This window comes from Streptomyces sp. NPDC059455, from assembly GCF_042750115.1.
In the GTDB taxonomy this organism is placed as follows: domain Bacteria; phylum Actinomycetota; class Actinomycetes; order Streptomycetales; family Streptomycetaceae; genus Streptomyces; species Streptomyces endocoffeicus.
Genome location: NZ_JBHYVB010000085.1, coordinates 17,807 through 34,122, shown reverse-complemented (window position 1 = coordinate 34,122; position 16,316 = coordinate 17,807). Strand labels below are relative to the sequence as shown.

At 72.6% G+C, this 16,316-nt stretch carries 14 protein-coding genes; 3 read left to right on the top strand and 11 right to left on the bottom strand.

Going from position 1 to position 16,316, the window contains the following annotated elements; translation table 11 throughout:
- Positions 1-146: 146 nt before the first annotated feature.
- From ACFXB5_RS27545 to ACFXB5_RS27520, 6 genes are all read right to left on the bottom strand, one after another.
- Positions 147-1,505 (bottom strand): hypothetical protein, encoded by a 1,359-nt coding sequence (locus ACFXB5_RS27545; RefSeq protein WP_385212478.1) that lies wholly within the window; start codon positions 1,503-1,505, stop codon positions 147-149.
- Position 1,506: 1 nt separating this feature from the next.
- Entirely contained in the window at positions 1,507-2,574 is a 1,068-nt protein-coding gene (locus ACFXB5_RS27540) for a hypothetical protein (RefSeq protein WP_385212476.1), read from the bottom strand.
- Positions 2,571-3,650 carry a hypothetical protein gene (locus ACFXB5_RS27535; RefSeq protein WP_385212474.1) on the bottom strand — a complete coding sequence of 360 codons (1,080 nt, stop codon included), beginning with the start codon at positions 3,648-3,650 and terminating at the stop codon, positions 2,571-2,573. The genes ACFXB5_RS27540 and ACFXB5_RS27535 overlap by 4 nt, the downstream gene beginning before the upstream one ends.
- A 26-nt stretch (positions 3,651-3,676) precedes the next feature.
- Positions 3,677-4,447, bottom strand: coding sequence for an LPXTG cell wall anchor domain-containing protein (locus tag ACFXB5_RS27530; RefSeq protein ID WP_385212472.1), 771 nt, complete (start codon positions 4,445-4,447; stop codon positions 3,677-3,679).
- Positions 4,448-4,618: 171 nt separating this feature from the next.
- Entirely contained in the window at positions 4,619-5,128 is a 510-nt protein-coding gene (locus ACFXB5_RS27525) for an ATP-binding protein (protein ID WP_385212470.1), read from the bottom strand.
- Positions 5,129-5,311: 183 nt separating this feature from the next.
- On the bottom strand, positions 5,312-5,680 hold the full coding sequence (locus ACFXB5_RS27520) for an STAS domain-containing protein (protein ID WP_198280435.1): 369 nt from the start codon (positions 5,678-5,680) through the stop codon (positions 5,312-5,314).
- A 253-nt stretch (positions 5,681-5,933) separates the two neighbouring features.
- On the opposite strand from ACFXB5_RS27520, the gene ACFXB5_RS27515 reads away from it, so the two are divergent.
- A complete protein-coding gene (locus tag ACFXB5_RS27515) occupies positions 5,934-6,881 on the top strand; it encodes an RNA polymerase sigma factor SigF (RefSeq protein ID WP_385212468.1) in 948 nt (315 codons plus the stop codon).
- A 137-nt stretch (positions 6,882-7,018) separates the two neighbouring features.
- On the opposite strand, the gene hutI is transcribed toward ACFXB5_RS27515, so the two are convergent.
- The 4 genes from hutI to hutU all read right to left on the bottom strand — a co-directional run bounded on the left by hutI (position 7,019) and on the right by hutU (position 12,736).
- Positions 7,019-8,197 (bottom strand): imidazolonepropionase, encoded by a 1,179-nt coding sequence (gene hutI / locus ACFXB5_RS27510; RefSeq protein ID WP_385212467.1) that lies wholly within the window; start codon positions 8,195-8,197, stop codon positions 7,019-7,021.
- Between the two features lie 44 nt (positions 8,198-8,241).
- Entirely contained in the window at positions 8,242-9,714 is a 1,473-nt protein-coding gene (locus ACFXB5_RS27505; protein ID WP_385212465.1) for a formimidoylglutamate deiminase, read from the bottom strand.
- A complete protein-coding gene (locus ACFXB5_RS27500; RefSeq protein ID WP_385212500.1) occupies positions 9,705-10,916 on the bottom strand; it encodes an allantoate amidohydrolase in 1,212 nt (403 codons plus the stop codon). The genes ACFXB5_RS27505 and ACFXB5_RS27500 overlap by 10 nt, the downstream gene beginning before the upstream one ends.
- 161 nt (positions 10,917-11,077) lie before the next feature.
- Positions 11,078-12,736: a urocanate hydratase gene (gene hutU, locus ACFXB5_RS27495; protein ID WP_385212463.1), complete on the bottom strand. Its 1,659-nt coding sequence runs from the start codon at positions 12,734-12,736 to the stop codon at positions 11,078-11,080.
- A 274-nt stretch (positions 12,737-13,010) separates the two neighbouring features.
- Here hutU and ACFXB5_RS27490 point away from each other — a divergent pair, with 274 nt between their 5' ends.
- The gene (locus ACFXB5_RS27490) at positions 13,011-14,027 is read left to right on the top strand and encodes an MDR family NADP-dependent oxidoreductase (protein WP_385212461.1); all 1,017 of its coding nucleotides are present in this window, start codon (positions 13,011-13,013) and stop codon (positions 14,025-14,027) included.
- 111 nt (positions 14,028-14,138) lie between these two features.
- The gene (locus ACFXB5_RS27485; RefSeq protein ID WP_385212460.1) at positions 14,139-15,494 is read left to right on the top strand and encodes a diaminopimelate decarboxylase; all 1,356 of its coding nucleotides are present in this window, start codon (positions 14,139-14,141) and stop codon (positions 15,492-15,494) included.
- Positions 15,495-15,611: 117 nt separating this feature from the next.
- Here the strand turns inward: ACFXB5_RS27485 and ACFXB5_RS27480 are convergent, their stop codons facing one another.
- Complete coding sequence (locus ACFXB5_RS27480) at positions 15,612-16,205, bottom strand: hypothetical protein (protein ID WP_385212458.1); 594 nt, start codon at positions 16,203-16,205, stop codon at positions 15,612-15,614.
- Positions 16,206-16,316 lie beyond the last annotated feature (111 nt).

Here is a 16,316-nt window from a genome sequence, read left to right as displayed (position 1 = left end):
GGGTATCTCATCCCCGCGGTGGTTGGGGGTGTCGTGCTCTGCCGCCCCAGGAGCCCTGTATTATTCTGTGTGTTCGCCGCCCTGGCGGGGGGGGGGGGGGGGCGCCGCCCGCGCCGGGCCCTTCGCCATTCCCTGTGAGCCGGTGTTCAGCGGGTGGTGCCGCGCAGCTTGCGCCACGGGGTGAGGGTGAAGATGGCGCCGCCGAGCAGCACGGTGGTACCGGCGATCAGAGCGAGCGCCTTCAGCCCGCCGTGGTCACTGGCACCGGTGTCGGCGAGCCCGCCGCTGGTGGCCGAACCGCCGCTGCTGCCCGAACCGCCGCCACCGGAGGTGCCGCCGCCGGAGCCGCTGCCGCCGCCGGTCGAGTCACCGCCGGTGGTGCCGCCGGGCTGGCCGGTGGTGTCCAGCTCCAGCGAGGCGCCGGGGTCCTTGGACGGGGTGCAGGTGGTGGTCGTACCGAGCGCCTTGACCGTCAGCACCCCGGGGGTGAGCGTCGACTTGCCGCTCGCGCCCGGCTTGTAGGTGCCGGTGAGGTCGGGGATCTCGATCGGCTCGCCGGACTTGATGGGCCCCTTGTTGGTGGGCCCCGCCACGGCGACGGTGCCCTTGTCCGCACCGCCGACCTTGACGGCCATCGACGGCTTGACCGAATCGGCGGGGATGTCGGCCGGGCTGTCCATCACGGACTTGCCGAACTTCACGGTCAGCGCGAAGTTCCCGCCGCTCTTTTTGGCGTTGATCTGCACCGGGGAGGTCGCGTTCTTGTCGCCGATGGGGGTCTTGCAGGCGTAGGCGACCTGAACCTCCTTACCGGTGTACGAATCGCCACCGCCGCCCCCGCCACCGGTGGTGCCGCTCGTCGTACCACCGGTCGTTCCGCTCGTGGTGCCACTTGTGGTGCCGCTGGTCGTCCCGCTCGTGGTGCCACTCGTCGTACCGCTGGTCGTGCCGCCCGGACCGCTGCCGCCGTCCGTCACCTTGATGGTCGCGGCGGCCTTGACGTCCTCCTTCGCCGAGCACTTGGTGTCCGTGGGCAGCGGCTTGCTGACGTTGATGTTGTAGCCGCCGGGCGTCAGCGTCACCTCTCCCGCCTTGGTGAGCTTCAGCTTCCCCTTCATGTCGGAGAGCTTCATCTCACCGCCCTTGGGGATCGCCGGGTTCTCCCGCGGCCCCTCCATGGCCAGTTCGCCGGTCTGGGCGCCGCCCACCGTGAGGGTGCCGGTCGGCAGCACGGTGTTGGCCTCCAGGTCGAGGATGGGCGGGTTCTTGGAGGCGGCCTGCACCGTCTTCCACACCACCTCGACCTCGTCCCCGACCTTCGCCGTCTCCGGTGCCGTCACGGCCACGGTCGTGGTGCCCTCCACCGGGGGCAGCCCCGAGATGGGGGGCGGTAAGCACTCGGTCTTGTACGAGACCTCGGCGCCCTCCGCGCTGCCCGCGCCGAGCAGCACGCCCGCACCGCCGAGCAGCAGCGCGACGGCGGCCGCACTCACTCTTGGTCGCATCTCACGTGGTTCCTTTCGGGGTCGGTCGGATCTCCTCGGTCGGTGCGGAAATCTGGTGGTGCGGCCGAGCCTCCGGCGCGGCGTCCGGGGTGAACCAGGGCAGTGCCGGCGGTGCGCCGTCCGCCGCGGCCGGTCCGGAAGGCGGCGGCGAGGGCGGGAACGGGGGCGGTGGTGGCGCGCTCCGGGCCGTACGGGGCCGTACCTTGTCCACGACGGCCATGCCGATCCGGAAGACCGTCGCCGAGACCACCACGCACAGCAGGATCCAGAAGAGCGTGACGCCCCAGGGCCGTCCCACCGCCCACGGCTGTTCGACGAGCAGCTTGTGGCCGTAGCGCAGTGAGACCAGATAGTCGCCATGGGCCCCGGCGGACAGTTCGACGTCCAGCTTGACCTGCGCCTTCTTCCCCGGCTGGATGGTCCCCCGCCAGCGCTGCTCCTCCCAGGAGGGGGCGAAGACGCCGTGCGAGCTGCCCACCTCGAAGACCGGGTCGCGGGCCGGGGTCGAGCCGAGGTTCCCGACGGTCACCACGAGCTTTCGCCTGGGCGGTGCGCCGAACCAGGTCAGCAGCCCGCTGGAGCCGTCGAGCCGGGCCGAGAGCACGCTCAGCCGCTCGCCCCCGGTCCGCTCCTTCGGCAGCGGCGCGACCGGGTGCCCGGCGACCTTGAACGCCACGTCCGCGGCGGCGGCTTCGCCGGTGACGGTCGCTATATGGATGACACAGGGGCAGGGTTTGGGCGGCTCGGACACCGGCAGCTTCTTGGTGAAGGTGCCGTCCTTGCCGACGGTGGCCGCCCTGCCGTCACCGTTGGCGCAGGAGTTGGTGCCGCCGATCATGTTCTGCCCGCAGATGAGCAGGGTGAGCAGGGCGCGCGGCCGCCAGCGGGCGCCGGTCACGGTGACCGTGCCGCCCGTGCCCGCCTCGGCCTTGGAGACCTTCGCGGTCGGGCCCTCGGCCGCCGCGGCGCCGCCCGTAAGGGGCGCGCCGAGGGTGAGGAGGACCAGGGCGAGCACGGTGACCACGGCGGAGGGCCGGGCCGGGGTGCCTGGGTGTCGGCGTGCGTTCACGAGGTCGCTCCTGCCCCTGTGCGCTGCGGTTGCGGCTGCGGATCCGACTGCGGCCGCGGATCCGGCTGCGGATCCGGCTGCGATCGCGGTGTGCGGCGTCGGCGGCGTCTTGCGCGCAGCAGCCAGACGCCTCCCCCGGCGCCCGCCAAGGCGGTCGCCACCGGCGCGAGCAGCCACCAGGGGACGGCCGTGTATCCGGCGGTCGCCGTGGCGTGCGCGCCCCCGCCCGCGGTGACGGTGAGCGTGACGTCCACCGAGTCGAGGGCGGGCGGGTCCGGCCAGCTCTCGGTGAGCCGGACCCGTTTGCCCGGCGGCAGCTCGACTGGCAGGGTGCGGGGGGCTCGGCGCAGCACCTGGCCGAAGAGCCCGTCGGCGCGTACGGCCAGCCGTGGGGTGAGCACGGTGTTGCCGCGGTTGACGAGGGCGTAACGGATGGCCGCCCCGCCGCCGTGGTCCTGCACCGTCACGTCCTCGACGGAGAGGGCGGACAGCGTCGCGCCGCTGATCCGCAGCCGCAGCCGGACCGCGACCTCCCGGCCGCCGGAGGAGACCATGACCGCGCCGGGGTGCTCACCGGGCACCGCGTCGGAGGGGACGGTGACGGTGAAGGGGATGTCGGCGCGGGTGCGGGGCGGCACCGTCACCCGCCGTTCGGCCGGAGCGATCCGGGCGCCGCCGCCGCCGCGCAGCCGGACGGTGCGGGGGTGCTCGCTCCGGTTGGTGACCGAGAGCTTGTCCTCGAGGACGGCGCCGGGCCCGCCTTCGAGGTAGATGTACGGCCGGTCGCCCGCGCCCGGTGCGCCGCCGCCCCCGGCGGCGGGGGCGGCCGACCAGTCGGGCCCGGCGGCGGCCGCCGTGGAGGCCCACGGCAGGGGGCTCACCAGGGAGGCGGCCAGTAGGACCGGCGCACAGGCGCGGACGGCTCGGCGTCCGGCCGGACGCACGGCTGCCCGCACGGCCGGACGTACGCCTGCCCGCACGGCCGGACGTGCGGCTGCCCGGACAGCCCGGCGGGCGGCGGCCCGCCCGGCCGGGCGGACGACGGCATGGACCGCTGCACGGATACGCGACGGCATCGGCGGCTCCTCGGCTGCCGCGCGCGTCAGGGCGTGGGACGCTGACGGCGGGTCAGCCAGAGCGCCCCGGCCACTCCGGCGAGCAGCACCGTGCCGCCGAGGGTGCCGAGCGCGACGGCGGAGTCCGTCGGTCCGGTCTGCGGCAGCTGGTCGTTGCCGGAGCCGCCCTGCGCACCGCCGGATCCGTCCGATCCGCCCGTGCTCGTACCACCCGTACCGCCCGTACTGCCCCCCGTACCGCCGGTGGAGCCGGAGTCTCCGCCGCCGCCCGCGGCCTTGACGTCCAGCGTCAGCGAGGGCTTGGGGTTGTTGCCGGGGGTGCAGGTCGTGGTCGTGCCCAGCGCCTTGATGGTGAGCGTGGAGGCGGTGAAGGTGACCTTTCCGCTCTTCTTGGGGGTGTAGGTACCCGACAGGTCACTGATCTTGATCGGGGTGTTGGCGGGGATGGCCTTGTCGTTGGCGGGCCCCGACACCGATAGCGTGCCGCTCTCCGCTCCGCCCAGTTTGATGAGCGCGCTGGGGTGCATGGCGCCCTTGCCGAGCTCGACGGGGCTGGAGGAGACGCCCTTCTGGAAGGACATCGTGAGCTTGTAGGCGCCGCCGCTCGCGACGCTCTTGATGTCGATGGGCGATACGGCGCTCTTGTCGCCGATCGGCGTCTTGCACTTGTAGTCGACGTCCACGGTGTCGGCGTGCGCGGCCGGGGCGGTGAGCAGTACCACGGAGCCGGCCAGGGCCGCCGCGAGCGTGAGGGCGCCGCCACGGCCGGCCGGACGGCGTTGGTTGTGGGACACCACGAGATCCCCTCTCGTCAAGCGCCGCAGCCGGATGTAACTGACGGCACATCAGATTGGGCGCTGACGGTACGCCGGGGACCTTGTCATGGGAAGACAAAAAGCACGCCGGATCGGCGTGGGGCGGGGGAAGGGGTGGGGGAAAGCGGGATCGTGGCGCCGGAGCCGTGCTCTTCAGCCCGGCGCGGCGAGTTCGGCCCAGACCGTCTTGCCGGTCCCCTCCACGTTCCGCACGACCCCCCAGTCCAGGCACAGCCGCTGGACGATGAACATGCCGTGGCCGCCGGGGCGTCCGGCGCGGTGCGGGGTGCGCGGCGCGGGCGTACCGGTGCCGAGGTCCACGACCTCGAGACGGAGCACTTTGGCGTTGCAGCTGACGCGCAGCTCCTCGGGGCCGTCGGCGTGCAGACAGGCGTTGGTGACCAGTTCGGAGACGACGAGCAGCACATCCTCGGCGGCGGCCCGGTGGTCGGCGGTCACCGCCGGAAGCCACCCCCAGTCGTGCAGCGCCTGGCGGGTGAAGTCGCGGGCGCGCGGCACGGCACCGCTGGCACCGATCAGATGGAGCCTGCGGATCTGACGGATGGGGCCGGCGGTCGGCGGGGCCGGTGGGGAAGCCGAAGCGGCGGGGCCGTCCGGGTCCGGGCCGCGGTCGCCCGGCGGGTACGGCCGGGTGGTGCTCATCAGCGCTTCACCTCACCGATTCACCGATTCAGGGTCAAGGGTTACCTGATCTCTTCAACAGTTTCAGCCTGTCTCCTGCCCGGCCATAGCGTGAGAACACCCACTACTTCCGCCCCATCGATGTGACGCGGGCAACGCCCCGATGACCCATCGATGACACGCCGGAAACAGGAGTGAGCTATGTCACTCGACAAGGGCGGCGTCAAGCGACTCATGCACGGTAAAGACGGCGTCCGCGCCCGTGATCTCGAACACCCGGGCAACGATCGGCAACATTCCGGCCAGGTGGACGCCACCGCCCGCGGCCTCGGCCTTGAGTCGCGCACCGAGAAGGACATTGAGCCCGGTGGAGTCGCAGAACTCCAGCTTCGAGCAGTCCACCACCAGCCGGACACGTCCCCCCTCCACGCATTTCTCAAGCGGCTCGCGCAGCACCTCGGCGGTGTGGTGGTCCAGCTCACCCACCGGCGTGACGACCGCACTCGCCCCGTGGTGCCGAACCTCGACCTGAAGTCGGCCCTTGCTGGCGCTGCCGACCATCCCGCGGTCCATCTGCGCACCTCTTCTGGCGTCTCGTTGCTTTCGATTGCGCGCATCGAACCCTACGCCTTCTACCCGCCGCTCCGGTAGCCGAACATTTCGCATAGTTCGGCAAATATGGACAACGTGGACTTGCCACTTGGTGGCCGATGCAGGTAGGCGTAGAGGGTCACATCCGCTTACGGCCCGGCTTTGGAGGCGCCGCTCACCGGAGCAGCACGTTATGGCCCCGGCAGCCATATGCCGAAGAACGATGGAGGAGACTATGTCACCCCGCCTCGACGACACGCGTACCGAACCCTCGGGGAGCACTCGGACCACCGTCTCGTCGGCCCCCCTGCCCGAGCAGTTCACCCCCGACGTTGACGCCCCGGCGGCCGTTGGCCATCTCTTCGATGAACTGCCGGAATTGTCCGATATGCCGGAGATACCGCCGTATGACACGGTAGCACCGGTGGACGCGAGGGCTCTGTCGAAGACCCTCTTCGAACGCCTCGAGGTGCTGGAGGAAGGCACCCACGAGTACGCCTATGTGCGTAACACCCTGGTCGAGCTCAACTTGGCGCTGGTCAAGTTCGCCGCCTCCCGGTTCCGCTCCCGCAGCGAGCCGATGGAGGACATCGTCCAGGTCGGCACCATCGGCCTGATCAAGGCGATCGACCGCTTCGAGACCGGCCGGGGCGTGGAGTTCCCGACCTTCGCGATGCCGACGATCGTCGGTGAGATCAAGCGCTTCTTCCGCGACACCAGTTGGTCGGTGCGCGTGCCGCGGCGCCTCCAGGAGCTCCGTCTCGACCTGGCCAAGGCCGGCGACGAGCTGGCCCAGCGGCTCGACCGCGCCCCCACCGTCAGGGAGTTGGCCGAGCGGCTGGACATCAGCCCGGCCGAGGTCATCGAGGGCATGGCCGCGAGCAACGCGTACACCGCGAGCTCGCTGGACGCCCAGCCGGAGGAGGACGACTCCGAGGGCGCGCTGGCGGACCGGATCGGATACGAGGACCACGGGCTCGAAGGCATCGAGTACGTCGAGTCCTTGAAGCCGCTGATCGCCGATCTGCCTGCCCGCGACCGGAAGATCCTCTCCCTGCGCTTCGTGGCCAATATGACGCAGTCGGAGATCGGTGAGGAGCTGGGCATCTCCCAGATGCATGTCTCGCGGCTGCTGTCGCGCACCCTCCGTCGGCTCCGCAAGGGACTGATGATCGAGGAGTGACGCCTCCGCAGACGGATAAGGGCCCGCCCCCGGATCACCGGGACGGGCCCTTATCCGTGTGCCCTGTATCCGTGTGCCCTGCGGTGCGCCTGTGCGTGTCTCTTCGCGGTGCGCCCGTGCGTGTCTCTTCCGCGCCGTCAGATCAGGGTGCCCCCGTGCCACACCGCCGAGACCAGGGGCACGCCGGGGCGGTAGGCGAGGTGCACATGGGACGGGGCGTCCAGCAGCGCCAGATCGGCGCGGGCACCCGGGCTCACCCGGCCCACGTCGGTACGGCGCAGGGCCCGCGCCCCACCGGCCGTCGCGGCCCACACCGCCTCGTCCGGCGTCATCCCCATCTCCCGTACGGCCAGGGCGACGCAGAACGGCATGGAGCTGGTGAAGGACGAGCCCGGGTTGCAGTCCGGGGACAAGGCGACCGTGACGCCCGCGTCGAGCAGCCGGCGCGCGTCCGGATAGGTCGAGCGGGTGGAGAACTCCGCCCCGGGGAGCAGGGTGGCCACCGTCTCCCCCTGGGCCAGCGCGTCGACGTCCTCGTCGGTCAGATGGGTGCAGTGGTCGGCCGAGGCGGCGCCCAGCTCGACCGCCAGCCGCACCCCGGGGCCGTAGGAGAGCTGGTTGGCGTGGACCCGCGGGGTCAGCCCGCGCTCCTTGCCCGCGGTCAGGACGGCGCGGGCCTGGTCGCCGTCGAAGGCGCCCTGCTCGCAGAAGACATCGATCCAGCGGGCGTGCGGGGCGCAGGCGTCCAGCATCGGGCCGGTGACCAGATCCACATACGCGGCCGGGTCGTCGGCGAACTCGGGGGCGACGATATGCGCCCCGAGGAAGGTCACCTCGTCGGTGTGGGCACCGGCGATGGTCAGGGCGCGGGCCTCGTCCTGCGAGGTCAGCCCGTAGCCGGACTTGATCTCGACGGTCGTGGTGCCCTGGCGGCGCGCCTCGGCCACATAGCGGCCGACGTTGGCGTGCAGCACGTTGTTCGAGGCGGCGCGGGTGGCGGCCACGGTGGTGCGGATCCCGCCCGCGCTGTACGGGCGGCCGGACATCCGGGCGTTGAACTCCTCGGTCCGGTCGCCCGCGAAGACCAGATGGGAGTGGGAGTCCACAAAGCCCGGAATGGCGGCCCGGCCACCGGCGTCGACCCGATTGTCGGTGGCGGGTGCTTTGCTGGACTCACCGACCCAGGCGATGCGGTCGCCGTCGATGACGACGGCCGCGTCCCGGATCAGACCGAGGGGGCCTTCACCGAGGGAGGGGTCATTGGTGACCAGAGTGGCGATGTCGGTAATGGCCGTCGTGGGCGTCGCGGTCGTCATCGTGGGGGTGCTCTCCTTCGTCGGCCGTGCCGGTAGCGGCCGGATCACGGTCCGTGCAGGGCTTCGATGGCCTCGGCCAGCGCTTGCGGCACGCGCGGGACGAGCTGATGGGCGCCGTCCCGTACGACATGGCGGCCGCCGACCACGGTGTGCCGGACATCCGCGCTGGTCGCCGCGAATACGGCGGTCTCCGCGCCCAGCCGAGGCGGCGGCCCCGCGGTGCGCACCGAGTCCAGCGCGATCGTGGTGAGGTCGGCGAGCGCCCCCACCTCGATCCGGCCCGCCTCCGCGCCCCAGCCGAGCGCCGCATGACCGTCCACGGTGGCGGCCCGCAGCAGCTGGGCCGCGGTCCAGTGGCCCCGGGCGCGGGTGCGCAGCCGCTCGTCGAGCTCCATGGCGCGGGCCTCCTCCAGGATGTCGATCACGGCATGGCTGTCGCTGCCCAGCGAGAGCGGTGAGCCCGCGCTCTGCAGCTCCACGGCCGGGCCGATCCCGTCGGCGAGATCACGCTCGGTGGTCGGGCACATACAGACCCCGGTGGCGGCGTGGCCCAGCAGCCGGATGTCGCCCGGGGTGAGATGGGTGGCGTGCACGGCGGTGGTCCGCGGGCCCAGCACCCCGTGGTCGGCGAGCAGCCGGGTGGGGGTGAAGCCGTGTGCCTCCACACAGGCGTCGTTCTCCGCCGTCTGCTCGGACAGGTGGACGTGCAGCGGCGCCGTGTGCTCATCGGCCCAGCCGGACACGGTCGCCAGCTGGTCGACGGGGACGGCCCGCACCGAGTGGATCGCCGCGCCGATGCGGGTGTTGCCGTCGGCCTTCAGCCCGGAGACCCGCTCGGCCCAGGCTTCGGCCGTGCCGTCGGAGAAGCGCAGCTGGTGCTCGTTGGGCTCGGCCCCGAAACCGGAGGAGAGATAGCAGGTGTCGAGCAGGGTGATCCGGATACCGGCCTCGGCCGCGGCCGCGATCAGGGCCTCCCCCATCGCGTTGGGGTTGCCGTAGCGGGCGCCGCCGGGTGCGTGGTGGAGGTAGTGGAACTCCCCGACGCAGGTGATCCCGGCCATGGCCATCTCGGCGTAGACGGCACGGGCCAGCTCGAAGTAGCTGTCCGGGGTCAGCCGGTCGGCGACCCCGTACATCACCTCGCGCCAGGTCCAGAAGGAGTCCGGCGCGCCCTTGCGCTGCTGCTGCTGGTCGACCTGGCCGTTCGCCTCGTCTCCCGTTTCGCCGCCCGTTTCGCCGCCCGCCGTGCCGTCCGCTCTGCCATCTGCCCTGCCACCTGCCCTGCCGTCCGCCTGGACGACACCGCGCAGGGCCCGGTGGAAGGCGTGGCTGTGGGCGTTGGCCAGGCCGGGGAGCGTCAGACCACGGAGGGTGACGGACCCGGCGGGTGGCCGCGGACTCCCGGGCACCACCGCCGTGATCCGCCCATTGGCCGCGGCTACGATCACCACGTCCGACCGCACGCCTCCGTCCACCCAGGCGTGCTCCGCCCAGTACGTCTGCGCCGTCAGTGACACGCCAGGCCCTCCAGTACCTCCGCGAGCGCGGCCACACCGGCGAGGCAATCGTCCTCGCCCGCCGTCTCCGCGGGTGAATGCGAGACGCCGGTGGGGTTCCTTACAAACAGCATGGCCGTCGGAACCGACGCGGACAAAATGCCGGCGTCGTGCCCGGCCCCGGTGGGGAGGATCGGGACGCCGCCGAGCAGGCCCGAGAGCTGGTCACGGAGGTCGTGGGCGAACTCGACGACCGGGGTGAAGGACTCCCGGGTGACCCGGACGTCCACCCCGTCCCGCTGTCCGCGCTCGACCGCGGCGCGCTCGATCTCGCCGACCACGGCGGCCAGGGTCTCCTCGTCGGCGGCGCGCGAGTCCAGCCAGCCGCGGACCAGGCTCGCGATCGCGTTGACCCCGTTGGGCTCGACGCTGACCTTGCCGAAGGTCGCCAGCGCCCCGGCGAGCTTCGCCTTCTTACGGGCCGCGAGGACGGTGTTGGCGTAGGTGAGCATCGGATCGCGGCGATCCTCGATCCGGGTCGTCCCGGCGTGGTTGGCCTCGCCGTGGAAGTCGAACCGCCAGCGGCCGTGCGGCCAGATCGCGGAGGCGACGCCCACCGGGTCGTCCCCCGCGGCGGAGCCGCTGTCGGACCGCGCCGCGAGGGCGCGCCCCTGCTCGATATGCAGTTCGACGAACGCGCCGATGCGGGCCAGCCGCTCCGGGTCGGGGCCGATGGCGTCCGGGTCGTAACCGGCGCGCTCCATCGCCCGGGGGAGGCTCAGCCCGTCCGCGTCGCGCAGCTCATGCGCCTGCGCGACGCTGAGCTGCCCGCTCGTCAGCCGGGAGCCGACGCAGGCCAGGCCGAAGCGGGCGCCCTCCTCGTCGCCGAAGTTGACGATGGCGAGCGGTTTGGTGGGGTGGGCGCCCCGTGCTCGTAGCTCGTCGAGGGCGGCGAAGGAGGAGACGACGCCCAGCGGGCCGTCGAAGGCGCCGCCGTCGGGGACGGAGTCGAGGTGGGAGCCGGTGACGATGGCGCCTCCGGCTTCCGGGTCGCCCAGCCAGGCCCATTGGTTGCCGTTGCGGTCCACATCGTAGGTGAGGCCGCGAGTTTCTGTTTGTGCCTTGAACCAGGCTCGGCAGTCCGCGTCGGCTTCCGTCCAGGCGTAGCGGCGGTAGCCGTTTGTTGTTGTGTTTCGGCCGATGGGGGCCAGGTCGCGCCACATGTCGTGAAACGACGCGCCGGTCGTGCTGGGTGCGCCCACTCCCCTCTGAGCCTCCGTTTCGTGCGCGGCTGACGCCCGGTGGTCGGGTTGTGCCCACCCGTCCCTCCCCCAGCTACCGCTGGGAGGTGCCCCCTCCGCGGGATGATTGCCCACAACCCGGCTCATTCCGCTTCCCTCATGGGGATCCTGACGTCTCGCTCGTCGGCTACCTCGTCCGCTCGGTCGTAGCCCGCGTCCACGTGGCGGATGACGCCCATGCCGGGGTCGTTCGTCAGGACGCGGCGGATCTTCTCGCCCGCCAGCGCCGTGCCGTCGGCGACCGTGACCTGGCCCGCGTGGATCGAGCGGCCCATGCCGACGCCGCCGCCATGGTGGATGGAGACCCAGGAGGCGCCCGAGGCGACGTTGACCATGGCGTTGAGCAGCGGCCAGTCGGCGATCGCGTCCGAGCCGTCCAGCATGGCCTCGGTCTCGCGGTACGGGGAGGCCACCGAGCCGCAGTCGAGGTGGTCGCGGCCGATCGCCAGCGGTGCTGCGAGCGTGCCGTCGGCGACCATCTCGTTGAAGCGCTCGCCCGCCTTGTCGCGCTCGCCGTAGCCGAGCCAGCAGATACGGGCGGGCAGCCCCTGGAAGTGGACCCGCTCCTTCGCCATCTTGATCCAGCGGGCCAGCGACTCGTTCTCCGGGAAGAGCTCCAGGATCGCCTTGTCCGTGGCCGCGATGTCCTTCGGGTCGCCGGACAGGGCCGCCCAGCGGAACGGGCCCTTGCCCTCGCAGAAGAGCGGCCGGATGTAGGCGGGGACGAAGCCGGGGAAGGCGAAGGCGCGCTCGAAGCCCGCCAGCTTGGCCTCGCCGCGGATGGAGTTGCCGTAGTCGAAGACCTCGGCGCCCGCGTCCATGAAGCCGACCATGGCCTCGACATGCCGGGCCATGGACTCGCGCGCCCGCTGGGTGAAGTCGGCGGGCTTCTCGGTGGCGTACGAGGCCATCTCGTCGAAGTCCACGCCGACCGGCAGGTACGACAGCGGGTCGTGGGCGCTGGTCTGGTCGGTGACGATGTCGATCGGGGCGTTCATCGCGAGGAGCTGCGGGACCAGCTCGGCCGCGTTCCCCAGCACGCCGATCGACAGCGGGCGCCGGGCGTCCCGGGCCTCGGTCGCGAGCTGGAGCGCGTGGTCCAGGCTGTCGGCGCGGACGTCCAGGTAGCGGTGTTCGATTCGGCGCTCGATGGCGCGCGGGTCGCAGTCGACGCAGATCGCGACGCCGTCGTTCATCGTGACCGCCAGCGGCTGGGCGCCGCCCATGCCGCCGAGGCCCGCGGTGAGGGTGATCGTCCCGGCCAGAGTGCCGTTGAACTTCTTCGCGGCGACCGCGGCGAAGGTCTCGTACGTGCCCTGGAGGATGCCCTGGGTGCCGATGTAGATCCAGGAGCCCGCGGTCATCTGGCCGTACATGGTCAGGCCCAGCGCCTCCAGGCGGCGGAACTCCTCCCAGTTGGCCCAGTCGCCGACCAGGTTGGAGTTGGCGATCAGCACTCGCGGCGCCCACTCGTGGGTCTGCATGACGCCCACGGGGCGGCCCGACTGGACCAGCATCGTCTCGTCCTGCTTCAGCGTGCGCAGGGTGCGGACCATGGCGTCGAACGAGCGCCAGTCGCGGGCCGCCTTACCGGTGCCGCCGTATACGACGAGCTTGTCGGGGTGCTCGGCGACCTCCGGATCGAGATTGTTCTGCAGCATCCGCAGGGCGGCTTCCTGCTGCCACCCCCGGGCGCTGAGCTCTGCACCACGCGGCGCCCGTACGGGTCGCGGTCCTGTCATGGGCCAAGCCTCCCTGTGCCATCAACTGGTTCGACTGCGTCGACCGCATCGACTGGATTGAGTTATTCACATCTTGATGCCGATGAATATGACTAGTCAATACCGTGGGGCTCCGCATACGCCCCGGCATACGCCCAGCCATACGCCCCGGCATACGCCCAGGTGGTTCAGCGGCGCGGGCGCACCGTGCTGGTCGCGGCCAGCACGCCCCGGCCCGCGGGGCAGCGGGGTAGCGTCACCAGGTCGTGTCCCCACGCCCGCCGAGGAGCCCTTCGTGTCCCTCCCCGCCACCCACCGTGAGGTCCGTCTGGCGGCCCTGCCCGATGAGGAGCTCACCCCCGGCCACTTCGAGGTCGTCACCGCTCCCGTCCCCACCCCCGGCCCCGGTCAGGTGCTGGTGCGCAACCGGCTGATGAGCGTCGCCGCCGTGATGCGCCCGCTCACGCTCGCCGACCCGGGCGCCTTCGGCCTCCCCCAGCTGCTGCACAAGGCCGGCGAGGTGATGCGGGGCGCGGCCCTCGGCGAGGTGGTCCGGGCGCCGGGCACGGATCTCGTCCCCGGGACCCTCGTCCGCCACCGCGCGGGCTGGCGCGAGTACGCGGTCCTGAACGCCCCCGAGGTGTCGCCCGTCGACCCCGATGTGCTGCCGGACCCCGCCGCCCATCTCTCGCAGGGTTTCACCGCCTGGCTGGGGGTGGTGCGCGGGGCCGGGGTGCGGCGCGGCGACACGGTGTTCGTCACCGGCGCGGCGGGCGGCGTGGGCTCCCTGGCCGGGCAGTTCGCCCGGCTGCACGGCGCCGGGCGGGTCATCGGCTCCACCGGCTCCCGGCACAAGGCCGACCGGCTGACGCGGGAGCTGGGCTATGACGCGGTCGTCCTTCGCGGTGCCGGATCGATCGAGGAGCGGCTGCGCACGGCCGCCCCCGACGGCATCGACGTCCTCTTCGACACCGTCGGCGGCGAGCAGCTGCGGGCCGCCCTGGCACTGGCCCGCCGCAACGCCCGGTTCGCCCTGGTCGGCGCGCTGGCCGCGCAGCTGTCCGACGACGCGCTGGCCCCGACCGCGATCAGCACCCTGGCCCTGATCACCCGGAGCATCACGCTGCGCGGCATCAGCGCGGTGGACCACCAGGACGCCATGCCCGCGTATCTGAGCGAGTTCGGCCGGGCGCTGCGCGAGGGCGCGCTCACCTACCCGTACACCCGGCTGACGGGGATCGAGCAGGCGCCTGGCGCGCTGTGCGAGCTGGTGGCGGGCCGCCACCTCGGGGCGGTGCTGGTGGAGCTGTAGGGCGGGTCGGCCGGGCTCCTGGGGCCGCGCTCCCCGCGACCGCCCGGCCCCGCCCCCGGAGCGCCCCCCGCGGAGCTGGTCCGCGGCCGTTCCGGATGGTTGGCTGAAAGCATGACGTCGAAAGCGGTTGCGATGGCCACCCGGCGCGAACAGGCCGTACGGGCGGCCGTGGAGCAGCGGCTGCTGGGCCCGGACCAGCCCGTCGTGGGGCTGCTGGACGTGGCCGGGATCCGCTCCGCGGCCGCCGGGCTGCGCGCGGCCTTCGAGGACGTCGTCGCGCCCGGCACCCCCATCCTGCACGCCTTCGCGGTCAAGGCCGCCGCGCTCGTCCCCGTCCTGCGGCTGCTGGCCGACGAGGGCCTGGGCTGCGAGGTGGCCAGCCCCGGCGAGCTGGCGCTGGCCCGCGCGGCGGGGGTGACGCCCGACCGGATCGTCCTGGACTCCCCCGCCAAAACCGCCGCTGAGCTGCGCGAGGCCCTCGACCTGGGCATCGCCGTCAACGCCGACAACCCCCAGGAGCTGGAGCGGCTCGACGCGCTGGTGGGGCACCGCGCGGCCCCGCCCCCGCCCCTGGGCCTGCGGATCAACCCCCAGGTGGGCGGCGGCAGCATCGACGCGATGAGCACGGCCACCGCGACCTCCAAGTTCGGCGTCGCCCTCCAGGACCCGGGGGCGCGCGCCTGGGTCGTGGGCGCCTTCGCCGAGCGCCCCTGGCTGACCCGGCTGCACGCACACGTGGGCTCCCAGGGCTGTCCGCTGGAGCTGATGGCGGCGGGCATACGGGCGGCCTACGAACTGGCCGAGGAGATCAACGAGGCGGTCGGCCGGCGGCAGATCGACGCCCTCGACATCGGCGGCGGCCTCCCGGTGAACTTCACCTCCGACGAGGTCACCCCCGGCTACCGGGAGTACGCCCAGCTGCTGCGGGCCACCGTGCCGGGGCTCCTCGACGGGCGGTACAAGCTGGTGACCGAGTTCGGGCGGTCCCTGCTCGCCAAGTCCGGCCTGGTGCTGGCGCGGGTCGAATACGCCAAGTCCGCCGGCGGCCGCCCGATCGCGGTCACCCACGCGGGCGCCCAGCTCGCCACCCGTACGGTCTTCGCCCCGGAGGCCTGGCCGCTGCGCGTCCTGGCCTACGACGCGGAGGGCCGCCCCAAGGCGGGGACCGGCGACGGCCCGGTCCCCCAGGACATCGCCGGTCCCTGCTGCTTCGCGGGCGACCTGGTCGCGCGCGACCGGCCGCTGCCGGAGCTGGCGGCGGGCGACCTGGTCGCCCTGCTGGACACCGGCGCGTACTACTTCTCCAACCACTTCGCGTACAACAGCCTGCCCCGCCCGGGGATCTACGGCTTCGACGCGACGAGCGCCGATGTGCGCTTCGCGACGGTACGGGAGCCCCAGACGGTGGACGAGATCGTGGCCGAGAGCGGCGCGCGGCACGCGCTGGGCCTGAGCCGTCTGCGGTAGGGCGCGGGGCGCCCAGACTGTGGGGCTCCGAAGTCCGCCGTACAAGTGACGCTTTCGTCTGGGCCGGCGTTGATTGGGCACCCCGCCGGGGTTGGGCCGAAGAGCCGGGGGCGCCCCTCAGCGCGCAGCAGCCGCAGCCGCAGCCACCCGAGAGCGCCGGGCGCCGCCCGGCCCCGCGTCACCGGCCACGATCCCCGTCGTCTGGTAGCCGTCCACCGACTTGCCCGCGGGCCGCCCCCGAGCGACCCGCTCCGTGCGCACCCACAGCAGCGCGTCGTGCGCGCGCTCCCAGCGGCCCAGCCACAGCGCCTTGGCCCACAGCCCGGCGCCGAGCCCCGCCAGCAGCATCCCGCCCGCCGCCGGAACGGCGAAGGACGAGCCCATCGCGGCGAGGAAGGCCGGCAGCAGCCACCACCGCAGGGCGCGCCGCCGGGTCCGTACGGTCACCGCGCGGTCCTGGAGGAAGACCGCTTTGCCCGCGCGCGAGGCGTCGCGCGCCAGTTCCAGATATCGCTTGCGGCGCGCCATGAACACCGCGACCCCCGCGATCAGGAAGAGCGCCGCCCCGGCGAGCACTCCGATCCGGCGCCCGGTCAGCCCCGGCACCAACGCCCCGATCCCCGCGGCCAGCACGCCGGGCCACCACAGCCACCCCGCGGGAGCCCTCACGATCACCGCCACCCGTGCCAGCGCATACGCCCCGCGCCCCACGACCGACCTCCTCACCCTGGTGAATCCCGGAAGAAATCCCTGTCGAATCGAGGAATCTAGCCAGGATGCCTGAGAATTCGGTGAGAGGAACGGGGGTTGGCACACAGAGGT

Excerpts from the sequence above, each read along its gene's own strand:
- ACFXB5_RS27545 (WP_385212478.1), bottom strand. The coding sequence starts at position 1,505 with ATGCGACCAAGAGTGAGTGCGGCCGCCGTCGCGCTGCTGCTCGGCGGT.
- ACFXB5_RS27535 (WP_385212474.1), bottom strand. The coding sequence starts at position 3,650 with ATGCCGTCGCGTATCCGTGCAGCGGTCCATGCCGTCGTCCGCCCGGCC.
- ACFXB5_RS27525 (WP_385212470.1), bottom strand. The coding sequence starts at position 5,128 with ATGAGCACCACCCGGCCGTACCCGCCGGGCGACCGCGGCCCGGACCCG.
- ACFXB5_RS27520 (WP_198280435.1), bottom strand. The coding sequence starts at position 5,680 with ATGGACCGCGGGATGGTCGGCAGCGCCAGCAAGGGCCGACTTCAGGTC.
- ACFXB5_RS27515 (WP_385212468.1), top strand. The coding sequence starts at position 5,934 with ATGTCACCCCGCCTCGACGACACGCGTACCGAACCCTCGGGGAGCACT.
- hutI (WP_385212467.1), bottom strand. The coding sequence starts at position 8,197 with ATGACGACCGCGACGCCCACGACGGCCATTACCGACATCGCCACTCTG.
- ACFXB5_RS27500 (WP_385212500.1), bottom strand. The coding sequence starts at position 10,916 with ATGTGGCGCGACCTGGCCCCCATCGGCCGAAACACAACAACAAACGGC.
- hutU (WP_385212463.1), bottom strand. The coding sequence starts at position 12,736 with ATGACAGGACCGCGACCCGTACGGGCGCCGCGTGGTGCAGAGCTCAGC.
- ACFXB5_RS27485 (WP_385212460.1), top strand. The coding sequence starts at position 14,139 with ATGACGTCGAAAGCGGTTGCGATGGCCACCCGGCGCGAACAGGCCGTA.